The 15391-nt window shown below is 64.7% G+C and carries 16 protein-coding genes and 2 pseudogenes; 9 read left to right on the top strand and 9 right to left on the bottom strand.

Going from position 1 to position 15391, the window contains the following annotated elements:
- Positions 1-17 precede the first annotated feature (17 nt).
- The 3 genes and pseudogenes from AC5Y7V_RS18610 to AC5Y7V_RS18600 all read right to left on the bottom strand — a co-directional run.
- Positions 18-608, bottom strand: coding sequence for a type II secretion system F family protein (locus AC5Y7V_RS18610; protein ID WP_499881510.1), 591 nt, complete (start codon positions 606-608; stop codon positions 18-20).
- On the bottom strand, positions 605-1399 hold the full coding sequence (locus tag AC5Y7V_RS18605) for a type II secretion system F family protein (protein WP_499881509.1): 795 nt from the start codon (positions 1397-1399) through the stop codon (positions 605-607). Before AC5Y7V_RS18605 ends, AC5Y7V_RS18610 begins: the two co-directional genes overlap by 4 nt.
- Positions 1396-1959, bottom strand: a pseudogene (locus AC5Y7V_RS18600) (ATPase, T2SS/T4P/T4SS family); the annotation flags it as partial. The pseudogene AC5Y7V_RS18600 and the gene AC5Y7V_RS18605, both read right to left, overlap by 4 nt.
- Before the next feature lie 211 nt (positions 1960-2170).
- Here AC5Y7V_RS18600 and AC5Y7V_RS18595 point away from each other — a divergent pair.
- The 7 genes from AC5Y7V_RS18595 (at position 2171) to AC5Y7V_RS18565 (ending at position 7445) form a co-directional block, all read left to right on the top strand.
- Positions 2171-2458: a helix-turn-helix domain-containing protein gene (locus AC5Y7V_RS18595; protein WP_499881508.1), complete on the top strand. Its 288-nt coding sequence runs from the start codon at positions 2171-2173 to the stop codon at positions 2456-2458.
- 949 nt (positions 2459-3407) lie between these two features.
- Positions 3408-3758: a hypothetical protein gene (locus AC5Y7V_RS18590; RefSeq protein WP_499881507.1), complete on the top strand. Its 351-nt coding sequence runs from the start codon at positions 3408-3410 to the stop codon at positions 3756-3758.
- A 131-nt stretch (positions 3759-3889) separates the two neighbouring features.
- A complete protein-coding gene (locus AC5Y7V_RS18585) occupies positions 3890-4576 on the top strand; it encodes a type IV toxin-antitoxin system AbiEi family antitoxin domain-containing protein (protein WP_499881506.1) in 687 nt (228 codons plus the stop codon).
- A 6-nt stretch (positions 4577-4582) separates the two neighbouring features.
- Entirely contained in the window at positions 4583-4768 is a 186-nt protein-coding gene (locus AC5Y7V_RS18580) for a hypothetical protein (RefSeq protein ID WP_499881505.1), read from the top strand.
- Positions 4755-4973 carry a hypothetical protein gene (locus AC5Y7V_RS18575; RefSeq protein ID WP_499881504.1) on the top strand — a complete coding sequence of 73 codons (219 nt, stop codon included), beginning with the start codon at positions 4755-4757 and terminating at the stop codon, positions 4971-4973. Before AC5Y7V_RS18580 ends, AC5Y7V_RS18575 begins: the two co-directional genes overlap by 14 nt.
- 209 nt (positions 4974-5182) lie before the next feature.
- Positions 5183-6523, top strand: coding sequence for a phage major capsid protein (locus AC5Y7V_RS18570; RefSeq protein WP_499881503.1), 1341 nt, complete (start codon positions 5183-5185; stop codon positions 6521-6523).
- Positions 6524-6884: 361 nt separating this feature from the next.
- Positions 6885-7445 (top strand): hypothetical protein, encoded by a 561-nt coding sequence (locus AC5Y7V_RS18565; RefSeq protein ID WP_499881502.1) that lies wholly within the window; start codon positions 6885-6887, stop codon positions 7443-7445.
- A gap of 77 nt (positions 7446-7522) precedes the next feature.
- On the opposite strand, the gene AC5Y7V_RS18560 is transcribed toward AC5Y7V_RS18565, so the two are convergent.
- From AC5Y7V_RS18560 to AC5Y7V_RS18550, 3 genes are all read right to left on the bottom strand, one after another.
- Positions 7523-7696 (bottom strand): hypothetical protein, encoded by a 174-nt coding sequence (locus AC5Y7V_RS18560; protein WP_499881501.1) that lies wholly within the window; start codon positions 7694-7696, stop codon positions 7523-7525.
- Positions 7693-7977 carry a hypothetical protein gene (locus AC5Y7V_RS18555; protein WP_499881500.1) on the bottom strand — a complete coding sequence of 95 codons (285 nt, stop codon included), beginning with the start codon at positions 7975-7977 and terminating at the stop codon, positions 7693-7695. The genes AC5Y7V_RS18560 and AC5Y7V_RS18555 overlap by 4 nt, the downstream gene beginning before the upstream one ends.
- A gap of 94 nt (positions 7978-8071) precedes the next feature.
- Positions 8072-8503, bottom strand: coding sequence for a hypothetical protein (locus AC5Y7V_RS18550; RefSeq protein ID WP_499881499.1), 432 nt, complete (start codon positions 8501-8503; stop codon positions 8072-8074).
- A gap of 392 nt (positions 8504-8895) precedes the next feature.
- On the opposite strand from AC5Y7V_RS18550, the gene AC5Y7V_RS18545 reads away from it, so the two are divergent.
- Positions 8896-10311: a deaminase gene (locus tag AC5Y7V_RS18545; protein ID WP_499881498.1), complete on the top strand. Its 1416-nt coding sequence runs from the start codon at positions 8896-8898 to the stop codon at positions 10309-10311.
- A gap of 175 nt (positions 10312-10486) precedes the next feature.
- On the opposite strand, the gene AC5Y7V_RS18540 is transcribed toward AC5Y7V_RS18545, so the two are convergent.
- From AC5Y7V_RS18540 to ssd, 3 genes and pseudogenes are all read right to left on the bottom strand, one after another.
- Positions 10487-11974, bottom strand: a complete 1488-nt coding sequence (locus AC5Y7V_RS18540) for a recombinase family protein (protein WP_499881497.1) — start codon at positions 11972-11974, stop codon at positions 10487-10489.
- Between the two features lie 21 nt (positions 11975-11995).
- Positions 11996-12604 (bottom strand): annotated as a pseudogene (locus AC5Y7V_RS18535) (ATPase, T2SS/T4P/T4SS family); the annotation flags it as partial.
- Positions 12601-13650, bottom strand: a complete 1050-nt coding sequence (gene ssd / locus AC5Y7V_RS18530; protein WP_499881781.1) for a septum site-determining protein Ssd — start codon at positions 13648-13650, stop codon at positions 12601-12603. The pseudogene AC5Y7V_RS18535 and the gene ssd, both read right to left, overlap by 4 nt.
- A 483-nt stretch (positions 13651-14133) precedes the next feature.
- On the opposite strand from ssd, the gene AC5Y7V_RS18525 reads away from it, so the two are divergent.
- Positions 14134-14991 (top strand): HAD-IB family hydrolase, encoded by an 858-nt coding sequence (locus AC5Y7V_RS18525; RefSeq protein ID WP_499881496.1) that lies wholly within the window; start codon positions 14134-14136, stop codon positions 14989-14991.
- The last annotated feature ends 400 nt before the right edge of the window (positions 14992-15391 follow it).

The following is a 15391-nucleotide window of genomic DNA, read 5'->3' as shown; positions in this document are numbered from 1 at the left end:
AATGTCTTTCCTTCCTTTCACAGCAGGCCCGATTGCAAGACGTCACCGGCCAGCCCCGCGACCACCGGGACGATGCCCAGGCACACAAACGCCGGCAAAAAGCACAGACCGAGCGGCCCGGCGATCAGCACCCCGGCGCGCTCGGCGGCCGCGGTCGCCGCGTGCGCGGCCTCGTGGCGGGATTGGTCGGCCAGTTCGGCGACGCCGCGGGCCAGCGCCGCGCCCGACGCGGCCGACCGCCGCGCCAGCCGCAGCAGTGCATCGATTTGCGCGTCGACCGGCCCGGTCGCCGGGCCCGGCGAAACCGCCCATGCCACGGCCGGATCCGCGCCAAGCGCCAACAGATCCGCGGCGCGGCGCAACACCGCGGCCAGCCCCGGCGGTGCGGACGGGGCGGTCGCCGCCGCGGCCGTCGACACCGCCATGCCGGCTTCCAGGCACACGGCCAGGACGTCGAGGCTGGAGGCGACCGCCAGTGGGTCCGGGCCGCGACGCGGCGACCTCCGCCGCAATTGGCCACCCGCCCGGATTCCGGCACGCGCCCGGACCACCGACGGGCCGGGGCCGATCCACAAGGCCACGGCCAGCAGCACCGCCGAAGTGTTCACGCGCCGAGCCGATCGGTGATCCGGTCGCACCACAGCAGCCCGCCGCAAGCCAACACTGAGCCGACCAGGAGCAGCCAGCCCCCGGCGCGCCCGCCCAGCAGGAAGCCCAGCGGGCGCGCCCCGATCAACTGCCCCAACAGCACGCCGAGCACCGGCAGGACCGCCAAAATCGTCGCCGTAGCGCGCGCCCCGGCCATGCCGGAAGTCACTCGAGCCGAAAAGCGTTGCCGCTCGGCGATATCACGCTGCGCGGCACGCATGAGCGTGGCGATCGCCAGCCCCTGATCGCTGGCCAGCTGCCAGCACACCGCGAGCCGATCCCACTGCGCGGGCAGCGCCGACGATCCCGCCGCCGCGCGCAGGCCCGCCGTGACGTCGGCGCCCAATCGGGCCCGCGCCGAAACCGCCCGCAACGACATGCCCACCGCCCCAACGGTTTCCTCGGCGGCGATGCGGAACGCGCGCACCGGGTGCGAGCCCGTCCGCAACTCGCCGACCAGTACGTCGAGGGCGGTTTCCAGGGCTCGGCCCTCGTCCACGGCCCGCCGGAGCCGGCGGCGACGACGGTAACGCAGGCTCACCGTCGCGCCCACCATCCCCGCGGCGAGGACCGCCGTCCAGGGCAGCAGGACCGCGGACGCGGTGAGGCCGCAGGCGACGCAAGCGGCCGCGCCCCGGGCGGCCAGGGGGCGGCGAACCCGTGTCGGCGCCCGCAGCCTGCGCCGCGGCGACGACGGAAACACCAGCAGCGCAAGCGATAACAGCAGCGCGCCGACCGCCAGGCCGTTCATGCCGGCATCCGGCCGCGCAGCAGCCGATGCAGATCGCCCGCGTCGTCGGTCATGCCGCGGTCCGCGTGCCACACGGTGACCGCCCGCACCTGCCCGTCGACCTGGCGCAGCACGGCGATCTCGTGGAGCCGGCGGCGACCGGTCCTGTCTCGCGCGACGTGGAGCAGCACCTGCACCGCCGCGGCGAGCTGGCTGTGCAGGGCCGCCCGGCCCAGGCCGCCGAGGGCGCCCAGCGCCTCCAGCCGGGCGGGAACCTCGCCCGGGTTGTTGGCGTGCACGGTGCCCGCGCCGCCGTCGTGCCCGGTGTTCAGCGCCGCCAGCAAATCGACCACCTCGGCGCCCCTGACCTCGCCGACCACGATGCGGTCGGGCCGCATCCGCAACGCCTGCCGGACTAGTTCGCGCACCGGGACCTCACCGACGCCTTCGACGTTGGGGCAGCGCGCGACGAGCTTGACCAAATGGGGATGGCGGGGCGCCAACTCGGCGGCGTCCTCGACACACACGATCCGCTCGGTGGCCGGCACGGCGCCCAGCATCGCGGCGAGCAGGGTCGTCTTTACCAGACTTTACCTATAACACGTCCACGGTAAATACGCTGTGTCAGAATACAATTAGGGCGGCGCGCCGAGAGTAAATCGCAGTACTTCTTTGTTGCGCCAAGTATTGTCTAGTACAGCTTCCGGCAGGCAACTGTCGTACATTCTGGGATTCTGGCCCCTTTTGGGTCGTAAGCAGATCGCACTGCGCTGACGACCCGAGGATCCAAACATGTTGCCCGCTGCCGAAAATACCGCGTTAGATGTACCCGAAGCCGCCGCGATGCTGAACGTGTGCCAGGCCACAGTGCGCCGGATGATCGCTCGCAAAGAGCTACCAGCGGCCAAGATCGCTGCCCGCTACCGAATTCGGCGTCGAGACGTCGAAGGACTGCTGGCAGGCCGATCCCAAGCCATCGATACATACGTCGCTGAAATCATCGCCGCCCTACCACCATTGAGCGATCACGCCGTCGAGGACATCGTCGCGATCATTCGGGCGGACGGTTCAAATGCGTAGCCCGCTAGGGAAATACGAACGCCGCCCCCTGCAAGGACGGCGCTCGTGACCATTAAAGGAAGGAAGCCCTTCAAGCCTATATCGGCATGGGTTGGGCCGCAGGAAAGGACCCACCCTCAATGTCGGGAAGATTGGTTGGTGCCGTGATTGACGCCCGAGAGGCCGGAGTCCTCAATGATTTAACCGAAGGCCAAATCATTGCCTTGGTCACCATCGCCGAGAAGTGCTATGACACAACCAGGCTCGGCCAGGTGCGGCTGTCGCGCATCGCGGCGGCGATGGGAAAGTCACCCAGGACAGCCCGCCGAGCGATCAGGGCACTGCATGATCGCAATCTCATAAGCACCGCCAAGCGGGGTTCGAACTCTCAGGGAGCTAATCCACAGGCCCCTGTGTATGAGCTGCTACTTCGGCCATCCAACGTGGCCGAAGTAGTTAGAAGTACTTCGGCCACGTTGGATGGCACAACTACTCGGGAAGTACTTCGGCCATTTTCGGAAGTACTCCGGCCAAATTCAACACGTACTTCGGCCACCTTGGATGGCCGCCATGACGGTACTTATGACGGTATTAATGACGGCTACCCCCCAGATGCTTCGCATCTGGTACCCCCAGACGAAGATCCATGGACACTCCCAGCTGGTGTCCCCAAGCAAGAGCCGTTGGATGACGACCCATGGGCATGAACTACTGCCAGCGCTGCGCCGCTCTCCTCAAATCGACCAACCTGGGCAGCATTTGCGTCGAGTGCTCTGTCGCCCCACCCCGACGCCGGGTATATCCGTCTTGCCGGTGCTGCGGCGGCAGAGTCACCTGCGGTCAGCGAGATCGGCGCGGCCGGTCGGTCCATTTCGGCTGCCAACTCTCCGCTTTGCGTCCGACGCAGCGGGATCCCGGATTACCCCGAAAGGAAGGCGAATGACCAGACACCGCTGCGGCCGCTGCCAGCGTGACCACGTTGCCGATGGCCATTCACTCAGTTGCCCAATCCGGCCGCGATGCGAAGGATGCGGGTCACGACCAATCCTGGGAACCAGCTTATGCGCCGTATGCACTGGCACCAGGAAGAGAGCCGTCGCTGGGCGGCTGGCCCGGCTGGCGAACGGTCACGACCATGACTGAGCTGAACGACGAGGAGCTGACCGACGTCGAACTCGCCGTCGCCGCCGACATCATCTTGGAGCGCCGCGCGCAGGGTCGGCGCGTTGGGGAGTCGCATTATGTCGACCGTTTTAGCGACTCCGAACTCTTGAAGCTCAAAGCGATCTTGGCGGCGAAGACGAACGGCGGCTGCCCTTGACCGGCTATGCGTTTAGCGTCTGTTTCCGCGTTAGTGTCGCCTCTCGGATCTGCGGGTGGCCGTCCTACGCTAAAGCCGAAAGGGCCGCCAAAAAGATTCCGTGCGGGAGAGGTTGCGCGGGATGGCATTCCGTGGTTGTCGAGCACGATGGCCGCTTCAAAACTGTCCCGTTCGCCGCCGGCGGCGTGCCTGATGAAAAACACGCCGACGCGTGGGCCGAAGGCGAGCCAGCTATCGTCGCCAAGCCAGCCCCACGCGAGACGCAGGAAGAGATTCGCGCGCAGAAAGAGACCCGCGAAATCGCACTGCTCCGGTACTTCGCCGACCTTGGCCCCTGTGGGTCCCGCGACGCGGGGGTGGGCATTGGCTTACCGCCCGGCAGCGTCAGCACGTACATCGTCCGGCTCATGTTGGCGGGTCATATCCGGCGCGTCCAGCCGGGCATTTATGAGGCGACGGCGGCGGGCTTCGCACACCTGAAGATCGCCGGGCTCAAACTGTCGCCGTGCGCGCAGAAAATCGTTGAGTACATGGCATGGCGGGGTGGAACCGCAACACTCGCCGACATCACGGCGGCGACCAACGTTTGCCTAAAGACCGCAAGTTCTCGGACCACCGAACTCGTCAAGGCGGGCATACTGTCGCGACCGCGTCAGGGTCTCTACGAAATGGCCCCGGAGGATCCCGCGGACGCCAGGCCGCAACTGACCCATGCCGTCAAGATTCGGGAATTTATCGAATACCACCCAGGCGCAAAATTCGGCGACATCATGATTGCGCTCGGCCTTTCCAAAGGATCGCTCAATAAGACGCTGTAAAGGCTGATGGCCGAAGGCCAGATTGAGCGCGTCGGCTATGGCCGCTACCGGCTGGCGGCTACCGATAATTCTGCCGAAAGTCCGGCCCATTCCAACGCTGCCGCGATAAAAGGGCCCCTGGGTATCCACGGCCACCGCGTGCCGGAAAATGGCTTACACTGCGAATTAGGCGACAAAAATGGCGAATTCTGAAATTCCTTCCGGCCGGGGCTATCACTGGACCGATGAGCAGCGGAACGCCGCCGCCGATATGCTGCTCGACGCCCTTGAAGCCGCTCAGCTGGCCGCGCTGGAATTCGATCGTGGTCAGCCTGGCGACGTATCAAATCTTCCCCCGAACCTCGGCCGATTGATTAGCGCCCTACAGAAAGAGCTCGACGAATTAGACGGCGCTTAAACGCGGCCACGCCGAAGAAATAGAAATTGCGCGGTTTTTATCTGTGCCTGAATTAGATTATTTCTAGTCGGGTTACTACTCAGCACGGCCCTGGAAACGCGAAGACGACCGGGAGAGCCAGCCGAGGACAAAGGATGAATTTCCGGTCGCCTGCGAAATTCGAATAAGTAGCGCCCAATTCTGAGGCGCCTTTTCAGAGCAGGCCAAAAATGACTAGTTCTTCTATTTCTTCGCGCCGTGCGCTTATTGAAAAACTGGAAGCAGAAAAAGTCCAGGTTAAGCGGCACACCCAACTCCTCGTCACTCGCCAGAATGCCGTAAAGGCCAAGGTGCAGCGCACGGCTGCCGAACTGGAAAGCCGGGGCCTAGACAAAACGGGCATTGAGCGTCGGGACAACGTCCAAGCAATGCTTCGCGAGCTTGGCGAACTCCGGGGCGAAATCAGTCAGTGCAAAGCCACCATCAAGGACATTGACGAGCGGATCGCCGACGAAACCGGCGAGGTCGCCCGGCTGGGTGAAGACAACCCCCTCATGGAGCGAATCCGCCAGAACGGAAAGTTCGGCGGCATCAATCCTGGCAGCGCCGCCGCGCTGTCGCCGCTGGCATTCACCGAGTCGCAACTACGGGACGCGCACGACAAGCTCAGCCGCCGTGAGGTCGCGGTGCTGCGGCCGGAAAAGCGTGACTTCAATTCGCCGGCCGATTTACTGCCCGCGCAATTGTTCCCAATTCCGACGTTCCCGATTCATGAAATCCGGCTGCTGAATTACCTCCCCGGATTCGCAGTTAACGCTCCGAGTTTGGAATACATCCAGGTCAATTCCGTGACCGGCGCCGCGGCCATTGTTCCGGAGGGAACGGCTAAGCCGGAAATCGTTTTCAACACGACCCAGGTGACTACGCCCGTACAGAAGATCGCCGCCCATATGGGTCTGTCCTGGGAAGCGATTAACGACTGGGACGCCTTCGTTTCCTCAGCCAACACCGAATTGGTGCGCCGCGTCGTCGACACTGAGAACAGCGAGCTGCTGAACGGCCAGGGTAATACCACCAGCGCCGATCACCTAGTCGGCATCCTCCATACCCCTGGAATTCTCACCGCCACGTGGAACCCGTCGTCAACTACACCGACTGACGAGAACCCGCTGGATGCGGTTGAAAAAGCGATTGCGCAATTGCGCACCGGGGCCTCGCTGGCCCTGGCCAACCTGATCGTGATTTCACCGAATACCTGGTCAGCCCTAAGGCGCACCAAAGACGGTTTCGGCCGGTACCTGGTTTCCAAAGACCCTGCCCTTGATGAGGCCGAGACAATTTGGGGCATCCGCGTCGTTCCGACGACCACGTGCCCGGATGGAACTGCGGTATTGCTCGACACCACCAAATTCGGTCGGGTCGCGGTTCGGGAAGGGCTCGCAGTCCGAATCGGATATTCGGGCAACGACTTCACCGAAAATATTCTGCGCTACGTCGCCGAGGAGCGCCTTGCCCTTTGCGTCGAGCGCCCTAGCGCCATTCTTTCGCTCACCGGTCTCCCGTATTCCTAAACCGTCAGACAGCGCATGAGTGAATTTTCGGGCTTGATACGGACGCGCGTCTCGCAGTGCGGGAGCCAAGGCCCGAGGGCCGTCTCGTGATGATGGAGCTGCGGAGGGCCCACCACGGCGATGCGCTCGAATGCCTGGTGCCGACGTGCACTGCCAGACCGCAACGGGCCGGGACCACGCGACGGTATGAAGTGGGGGCCTGCTTCGAACACGTCGGCACATTGTTGAAGGTGTTGGCCGAGCTCAGAGAAGAGGAAGCGCGAACGGGTTAGGGCGCAAGTATTCGCACCAAAGCCATTCGCCCGAAAGGACGCGCAGAAGCTCGCTCGATCCGTCGGTTCGTCGCACTAGGCTCCTCGGCATGAGCGACGAAACAGCCCGCAAGTTAGAGGCCGCGCGCAACGCCGAGGCGCAACAACGTGCGGTGGTCGACCGCCACAAGCAGGAACTCCTGGAATCGATTGCAGGCGAACTGCCCGACCGGCTAATCGCAATTGGTAGAGAACTGGCGGGGAAGCAGTTGGAGGTGGCGCGAGGCCTTGGCAAGCAAGGCACGATCGAACTGCGGAGAGAGTTGGCCACCGTCGGCGATCAGCTGGCCACGGACCTTCGCAACGCCCTTGGTGACATCGACTGGCCGTCGCCGGGGCCTTCGTTCAGTTGGAACAGGGTCGAGGCCGCGATATCAGGATTCCTTTCTGGGTCACGCTTCAACCGGGTCGTCCAGATTCTCAAACATCGCGGATTCGATCTCGAATGGGGAACGCCCCTGTATGCCCGCGATCTCATTCGCAGCCGCACCCTCGACCCCGCACTGGTGGCAGAGGTGACCAGGCTGGCGCAGGCCGAGCAAGCTAGCAGGGATGCCAAGGAGGAGGATGACCGCGACGAGGTGGACTCGTTGTGGGACGACGACGAATAAAATTCGGCTAGCCCAGCGTCGGGCTGAACGTCGCGTCATGGCACGACCGGGCCGGCGGCCCGGTCGTGCTGGTTCGGTCAGACGAACTCCTCATCTCCGTAGTAGTCAGCGTCCTGGTTGCCGTGGCGCTCGATCTCGCCAGGATCAACCCACGGCTGCTCCACCTCCTCTCGACTCCTGTCCGCGCCCAGGTTGCCGTCCGGTCGCCGTGGCTGGTCTCGCCAGCCGCGCCGTTGCCACTTCTCCTTCATGATCGTTGCTCCTCCTTCAGCAGCTCGACGGTCGCTCCGTGTTCGAACCTGGCCTCCGCGCAATCCAACATGGTCAACAGCGCGGTGAAATCGTCGAACCGGCCTAACGAGAACACCTCGCAACGCCGGGCCACGAAGCATTCCCATGACTCGTATTCGTCGACCAGCCATCTGATGATCGACCAGATCGCTCCGTGCCGCCGACCGCTCCACAGCACCCCGGATTCCGCCAACGGCCGCTCGGCTTCCCACACCAGCGCCGAGATCGGCTTCGGCTTCATTTCTGGACCGACCTGACCCAGCGGACGATGCCCCAGCCGAGCACGGCCAGCGCGATCATCAACCCGACCAGGGCTACCGCCAGCGCGATCATCTTCACGCCTCCTTCGAGGTCGCGGGAACCACAATGGCGTCCAGGCGTTCGCCGTTTTTCTTGTCGGCGAACGCCTTGGCCGCTTCCTCGGTCGCGAAGAACCTGAAGATCAGGCCGGACTTGCCAGCCGCCGACTTGGCGTCCGGGTCGGCCACGTCGACGGCGAACCGGCTCTCGGTAGGCGTGGTACGTACGTTGTGCTTGCCGCCGCGACCGGTGGCTTCGCTGATCCACTTCTTGGCCTCGCCTGGCGCTGCCTTCTTTGCCGGAGCCGCCTTGGCAGGCGCAGCCTTGGCCGGTGCCTTCTTCGCCGCGGCCTCGGCTGGCCCGGGCTTGCCGCTAGCTGCCGGGTGCCGCCGCTTGGCCTCGGCCAGCTCCTTCCGCGCATCGCGCAGGTTGGCGGGCTGGGCTGCGGCTGTGCTGGTGTTCGACATCTCGATCTCCTTCGGTTTTGGCAAACAACCAATTTGTTCGCCTACCTAACAAGCTACGGGCATATTCCCAGCGCACAAGGAATTTAGCGGACCACTTGAACCCAAATCCGGAGTTCTCAGCGAACCAATCTGGCGGTCCACGGCGGCTATGCCGGTAGGGGTCGCAGTGCCGCTGTACGGGGCGTGGGCGCAAGTTCGCCAGCCACCTAGGGTCAGTGGCGCGGCCGGATACTGCCCAGGCACAGGCGCGGACCCGGTAGGGGTGGGCAAACTGTGCCGCCCACCCCCACACCCCCAGAGGTGGTGAGGTTTACCCCCCCGGGCAAAACTAAGCAGGCTGATTCATCGCAATTGAGCATTTTCGCGGCCTGTTTTGTTTATCCTTGCCGTCGATGTCGGCGGTTGAAGATTCGGAACTGGTGATCGGCTTGGTCACCCCGGTGGGCACGAATACTTCCTACCTGGCTAATGCTGTGCAGGGCGCGTTGACCGACTGTGGCTACACCGCGGTCGTGATAAAGCTGTCAGACCACCTGCCGTGCGAACCCGCACCGATTGGAGAGCATGAAGACAAGCGCATAAAGCGCTTGATCGAGGCCGGCAACAAGTTCTGCACGGAAAACGGCGATGCCAACGCGATAGCCCGGTTAGCCGTCAGGGAAATCCGGAAGACGCGGCTTCAGCTGCTGCGTCAGGTTGGAGACGAGCGTCCTGCCCTTGAGCTAGTGAACCGGCCGCGAACGGCATACATCTTGCACTCGCTGAAGCGGACGAACGAAGTCGAGCTACTCCGTGAGATTTACGGCGGCCAATTTCTTCTCATCGGCTCCCAGGGCACGCTTAAGCAGCGAGGTGCCAGCCTGCTGAAGCGCAACCTCTCAGCAACGAGCAAAGAAGAAAAGGATTTGATCGTCGAGGAGCTGATCGAGATTGATGCCGATGATCAGGATCCGTTCGGGCAGAACGTAAATGAGACTTTTCCTCGTGCAGACTTCTTCTTGCACAACAACAGCATCAACAAGGATATCGACCGCATAGTCGGATTGCTCTTCGGCGAACCGATACCCCCGACCATCGGCGAGTATGCGATGTACGTGGCGCGCGCCAGTGCCGCGCGGTCGTTGGCCGCCAGCCGCAAAGTCGGCGCAGCCATAGTGATTGATGATGCTGTTGTTGCGACGGGGTACAACGATGTACCTGTCGGGCAGCAGCCAGATGTGTTGCAGGGCAGGGACACCAGCGAACAGTTCAAACGTGACAACCTACGCGACACCCTACTCAAGCTGCGGGATGCAGGTATGCTCCACGACGACCACGCGGAGGTGGGCGAGGAGGCCGTCACGATGGCGGCGAAAGCGCTCAAACGCGGCGAGTTGATGTCGGTGATTGAGTATCAACGTGCAGTGCACGCTGAGGCCCGGGCGATCGACGACGCGACCGTGAGGGGTATCTCGACGAGAGGCGGCACGCTGTACGTGACGACCTACCCGTGTCATCTCTGTTACAAGCATGCGATTTCGGCGTGTCTCAAGCGTGTTGAGTACATTGAGCCATATTCGAAGAGCCGAGCCGTAGCGATGTTCCCCATCGGCAGCGATAATCGGTTGGCACCGTTCGCAGGCGTAGCACCGAGGCGTTACATGGAGACTTTCGACGACCGCCCCGCGTTTGTGTCGGACCCTTCTGGGATATTCGAAAAAAAAGAACGGAGGGTCGCTCATCCGATCCTGAGTCACATACGTGACAATGAAGACCGAGGACTCCTAGAACGGCGTGCAGTCAACGGTTTACGAGAGGAGTACCAGTGACAACAGCATTACCGCCACTCTCCGACGAGGACCGTGAGGCACTGCGAGAGACCGCTCGCAATCTCAGCGACATATCGGAAGAGACACGTAACCGGATCGATCGTGGCTTCGCCCATGCCCACCTAGTTGCAGAACAGCTCAGGCACGGAGCCCGGGACCCACTACGCTGACCGATCTACTTCCAGACCGCGCCGATGCTGTCGCGATCCAGGTAGGTGCCGTCCGGCTGGCGGATGGGCTTACCCACTTGAGGGTTGACCGTGATAATCAGCAGCCTCTTGAGAATTGCGCGCCGCGCGGCTAGCGACAACCCCCCGACACGATCACCACCGGGGCCATCTGGCCCGTACCAAATCCTGACGACGTCGTCTGCATCATTGGCGCTGGTGAACACCTCAAGCGGAGTCCGCTCACCGATGACGGCTAGCTGGGAGGCGATCTCCGCGCTACGCTTCTCGACCTCCTGGATGCCGCTCAACATCGTTCGCTCGCTGATCTGGCCGGCGCCGAACATCTCGCCGAGTTTGTCTTGGCGCTTGCCCAACGCCACCAATTCCACACGCAGGCTCCGCGTGTCTGGCTCGCCGACCTTGGGTACCTCGCGCAGCTTCTTGAGAACCCTGGGATCTGAAATCCTGCCCACCAACAGCGATTCCACGAAGCTGTCCAGAGCCGAGGCCTCTCGGGTCACGTGGCCGGTGCCGTTGCGCAGTTCCCGGCTCCGGCAGCGATAAGTACGCCGCGTGGCGGTGCTGGCGCCCACTCGCAGATCTGGTTGGTTGCAGACACCGCAGACATACAGCCCGCTACCCAGCCACCGAACCAGACCACCACGATGGTTGGTACGCCGAGACTCATCGGAAAGGATCGCGCACGCCGCGCGCCAGGTCTCGACGGGCACGAGGGAGGGCCAGACGGCGTTGCCGACGATCTCACCGTGGTAGCTGGACAACCCAGCATTGCGTGGGCGCAAGATCATGTCCTTTAACGCCACGGAGGTCCAGGGCCCTTTCGCCGTCACCGTGGAAATCCCGCGCTCGTTCAGGTCCCGTACGAGGGAGCGCAAGGACTGGCCGGTCACGATCGCCTCCGTAACCCTGGCTATCTCAGCAGCTTCATCGACGCGGACCGTGACGCCATCCTTCTCAAACCCGTATGGCCGAATGCCACCGTGGAACTGGCCTGCGTGGGCCTGTTGCAAGCGAGCGCGTTTGATGCGCGCCGACTTGTGCTCCGACTCATAGCGCGCGACCGCACCCAATTGCCGCGCAACCATCCGACCAGACGGCGTGCTCAAATCCCATACGCCCGCTTGCACTGTTTGGGTGACGACGCCGTACTTCTCCGATATGTCGATGTAGCGCTCCAACTCTTTGGGGGAGCGATGCAAGCGGTCGGGGTGCCAGGCGATCACCATGTTGACCACCCCGGCCTCGACGTCTTTCAGTAACTCCTCGTATCTGGGTCGAGGCTTGCCTGAATATGCCGAGGTGTCGTTGTCCTCGTACACCCGGACCACTACCGTCGCGCCAAGTTGCTTAGCCAACTGGTCAGCAAGCCTGCGGCAGTCCTCCAGTTGGCGAGCAACACCCAGCCCACCACCTCCCCGGTCCTGGCTGATCCGAACGTATATACCGATGACGATCACCACACTGTTACCCACATACCTATGTTATAGGTAAAAAGTGGTTTTTCCCGCGCCGGTGCCCCCGCTCACCAGGAACGCCAACCGGGCGGCAATGATGTCGCCGATCAGCGCGGCGGCCCGCGGATCGATCGCGCCGGCCGCGGTCAGGGAAGCCAAATCCTGGGTGGCCGGCCGCAACACGCGCAGCGACAGGCAGGTGCCGCCGACCGCGACGGGAGGCAGCACCGCGTGCAGCCGCACCGCGAACCCTCCGGCGCCGATGCCGCTCAGCTGACCGTCCACCCAGGGCTGCGCGTCGTCGAGGCGCCGACCCGCGGCGAGCGCCAGGCGTTGCGCCAGGCGCCGCACCGCCGCTTCGTCGGCGAAACGAATGCCGCTGCGCCGCAGGCCGTTTCCGTCGTCGACCCAGACCGCGTCGGGCGCGGTGACCAAGACGTCGGTGGTGCCGTCCGCGCACAACAGCGGTTCGAGGATGCCGGCGCCGGTCAGCTCGGTTTCCAGCACCCGCAGGTTGGCCAGGACCTCGGTGTCGCCGAGCATCCCGCCGGACTCGGCCCGGATCGCGGCGGCCACCACGGCGGGTCGCAGCGGGACGGACTCGGCCGCCAGCCGCTCGCGCACCCGCTCGATCAGCGACCCGGTCATGCCGCCCGGCCCTTCCGCCCCGCGGGCAGGACGGCGAGCACCCGGCGCGCCGCCGCGGTGAGCGGACCGCGCCGGCCCACCCGCAGGCCGCCGCGCTCCAGCTGCCGGGCCAGGTGCGGCTCGGCCTTTATCGACGCGAGCAGCGGCAGGCCGGCGACGTCGGCGACCTCGGCCGCCCGCAATCCGCCTGGCGACGGGCCCCGCACGACCAACCCGAGATTGGGATTGGTCGCGGCGAGCGCCGGGCCCATAGCCGCCGTCGCCGCGCACGCCCGCACGTCGCAGCGGGTGACCACGACGACGAGGTCGGCGGCGTCCAGCGCGGCGTGCGTCGCATCGGTGAGGCGGCGGGGAAGATCGCAGACCACGGTGACGCCACCGCGGCGCCCGGCATCGACAACCGCGTCCACCGCCGCGCCGCCCAACTCGTATCCGCGTCGAGTGCCGGACAGCACGTTGACTCCGGCGTGTCTGGGCAGCGCCTCGCGCACGGCCGGCCAGTTGAGCCGCCCGCCCTGCAGCGCCAGGTCGGGCCAGCGCACACCGGGTGCACTCTCGCCGCCCACGAGCAAATCGATGCCGCCGCCCCACGGGTCGAGGTCCACCAGCAGGGCGTCGCCGGCGGCCTGGGCCACGGCGACCGCGAGCACCGACGCGCCGGCCCCGCCGCAACCCCCGATGACGGCGACGACGTCACCGCGCGGGCCGTCGTCGCGGGCGGCCTCGCCGGCCTCGGCGAGCTCGCGGATCAGTTCGCGCTCGCCGTCGGGCAGCCTCAGCACGCGTTCGGCGCCGATCGCGACGGCCGCCGCCCAAGTCGACGTCGCGGGTTCGGCCATCGTCAGGACGCTCACGCGGGCGCGCCTCGGCAGCGCCGCCCGCCCGCACCGGTCCGCCGCGGCCTCGTCCAGCACCACCGCCGCGGCCGCCGACCATGCCTTGCGACCCACCGCGGACCCACCGGCGTGCACCACCCGGACCCCGACCGCGGCGGCCACCCGGTCCAGTTCGTCGCGCAGCCTCCCGTCCGCCAGCGCCGCCAGCACGCCCGAAGAATCCGCCGCTTTCGGGCGGATGGTGCTCGTCACCAACCCACCTTGCGGGGCCGTGACCTTGGCACACCAGTCCCAAAGCCGGATTTGTGGATAGAGACGCCAGTGTGTACAAACGCGTCGCCCGGGAGCTCAGGCGCGGCGCTCGGGACTCCTTCCCGCAACGCCCGGCGGCCGGTGGATCGACGCCCGATGGTGGCGGGAAAACTTACCCCAGATAAGGGACGACCCCCGCCAGGGGGGGAGGAGGCGAGGGTCGTCGTGTATCAGCCCCGGGGGGTCGGGCTGATGCACCCTCGGCTCAGGCCGAGTAATGCTTACTATACACATGACAGTCCGGACTAACGCAAGTAGTTGTTCTCAGGAAAGGTGCGTTGAGCCGCAAAAATACCGACGGTATGTTCTTGGGCCCGTCATGAGCGGCCGTTTTGGGCCCAACGGCGGGGCGCCGCCGGATCGCCGACCTATGCTGGATCGGTGACCGTCTCCGACTCGGCCGCGCGGCAGCAAACCTCACCGGAAACACCTGCAACCACCGCTCCTCGCGCGCGCACTGCCGCCTTCTTCGACCTGGACAAAACCATCATCGCCAAGTCCAGCACGCTCGCTTTCAGCAAACCCTTCTTCAACCAGGGACTGCTCAACCGCCGCGCCGTGCTCAAGTCCAGCTACGCGCAGTTCATCTATCTGCTCTCCGGCGCTGATCATGACCAGATGGACCGGATGCGCATCCACATGACGAACATGGTCGCCGGCTGGGACGTCGAACAGGTGAAGTCGATCGTCAACGAGACGCTGCACGACATCGTGACCCCGCTGGTGTTCGCGGAAGCCGCGGACCTCATCGCGGCCCACAAACTCTGCGGCCGCGACGTCGTCGTGGTCTCGGCGTCCGGGGAAGAGATCGTGGCGCCCATCGCCCGGGCGCTCGGCGCCACGCACGCGATGGCGACCCGGATGGTCGTCGACGACGGCAGGTACACCGGCGAGATCGCGTTCTACTGCTACGGCGAAGGCAAGGTGCAAGCGATCCGCGAGCTGGCGGCCCGCGAGGGCTACCCGCTGGAACACTGCTACGCCTACTCGGACTCGATCACCGACCTGCCGATGCTCGAGACCGTCGGCCACCCCAGCGTGGTCAATCCCGACCGCGCCTTGCGCAAAGAAGCCACCGAGCGCGGCTGGCCCGTGCTGATGTTTTCCCGCCCGGTGTCGCTGCGCGACCGGATCCCGGCGCCGTCGGGCGCCGCCATCGCGACCACCGCCGCGGTGGGTGTCACGGCGCTCGCCGCCGGCGCGGTCACGTACTCTTTGCTGCGCCGGTTCGCCTTTTAGCCGCGCAGCAAACATGCAATTCGCGCAATAGATTTTTGCATCGCATTTAGGCCTTGATGTGCTAGGGGTACTAGTAGTACAAAGGAATCACGGAAGCCCGATGAGGCCAAGGTCGATCCGGAAGAGAAGGATCGTTCTCCCGAACCGGGCGCCCAGCACGGAACCCGGCACCCACGCGGAGTCATAGCCGCGATAATGGCAGAAGTGTTGCGGGCCTGCGTAATTGCGAAAAGTGGAAAGCATCGACGGCCCTTTGGGTGGGGTTGCAGCAGGAAACATCGCAAGATCGCCGAGGCCAACCCACGCAGCCCAGAAATGCACGCTTGGTAACCGAGCTCCGTGCTAGCGGGCGGCGGACCGAATAATTCGGGACGTCGCCCGCTTTACATTTGTGAAACAA

The sequence above is a fragment of the Mycobacterium sp. NGS34 genome, assembly GCF_059812845.1.
Note: the sequence above shows the minus strand (reverse complement) of the source record. Positions and strands in the feature narration are given on the sequence as shown.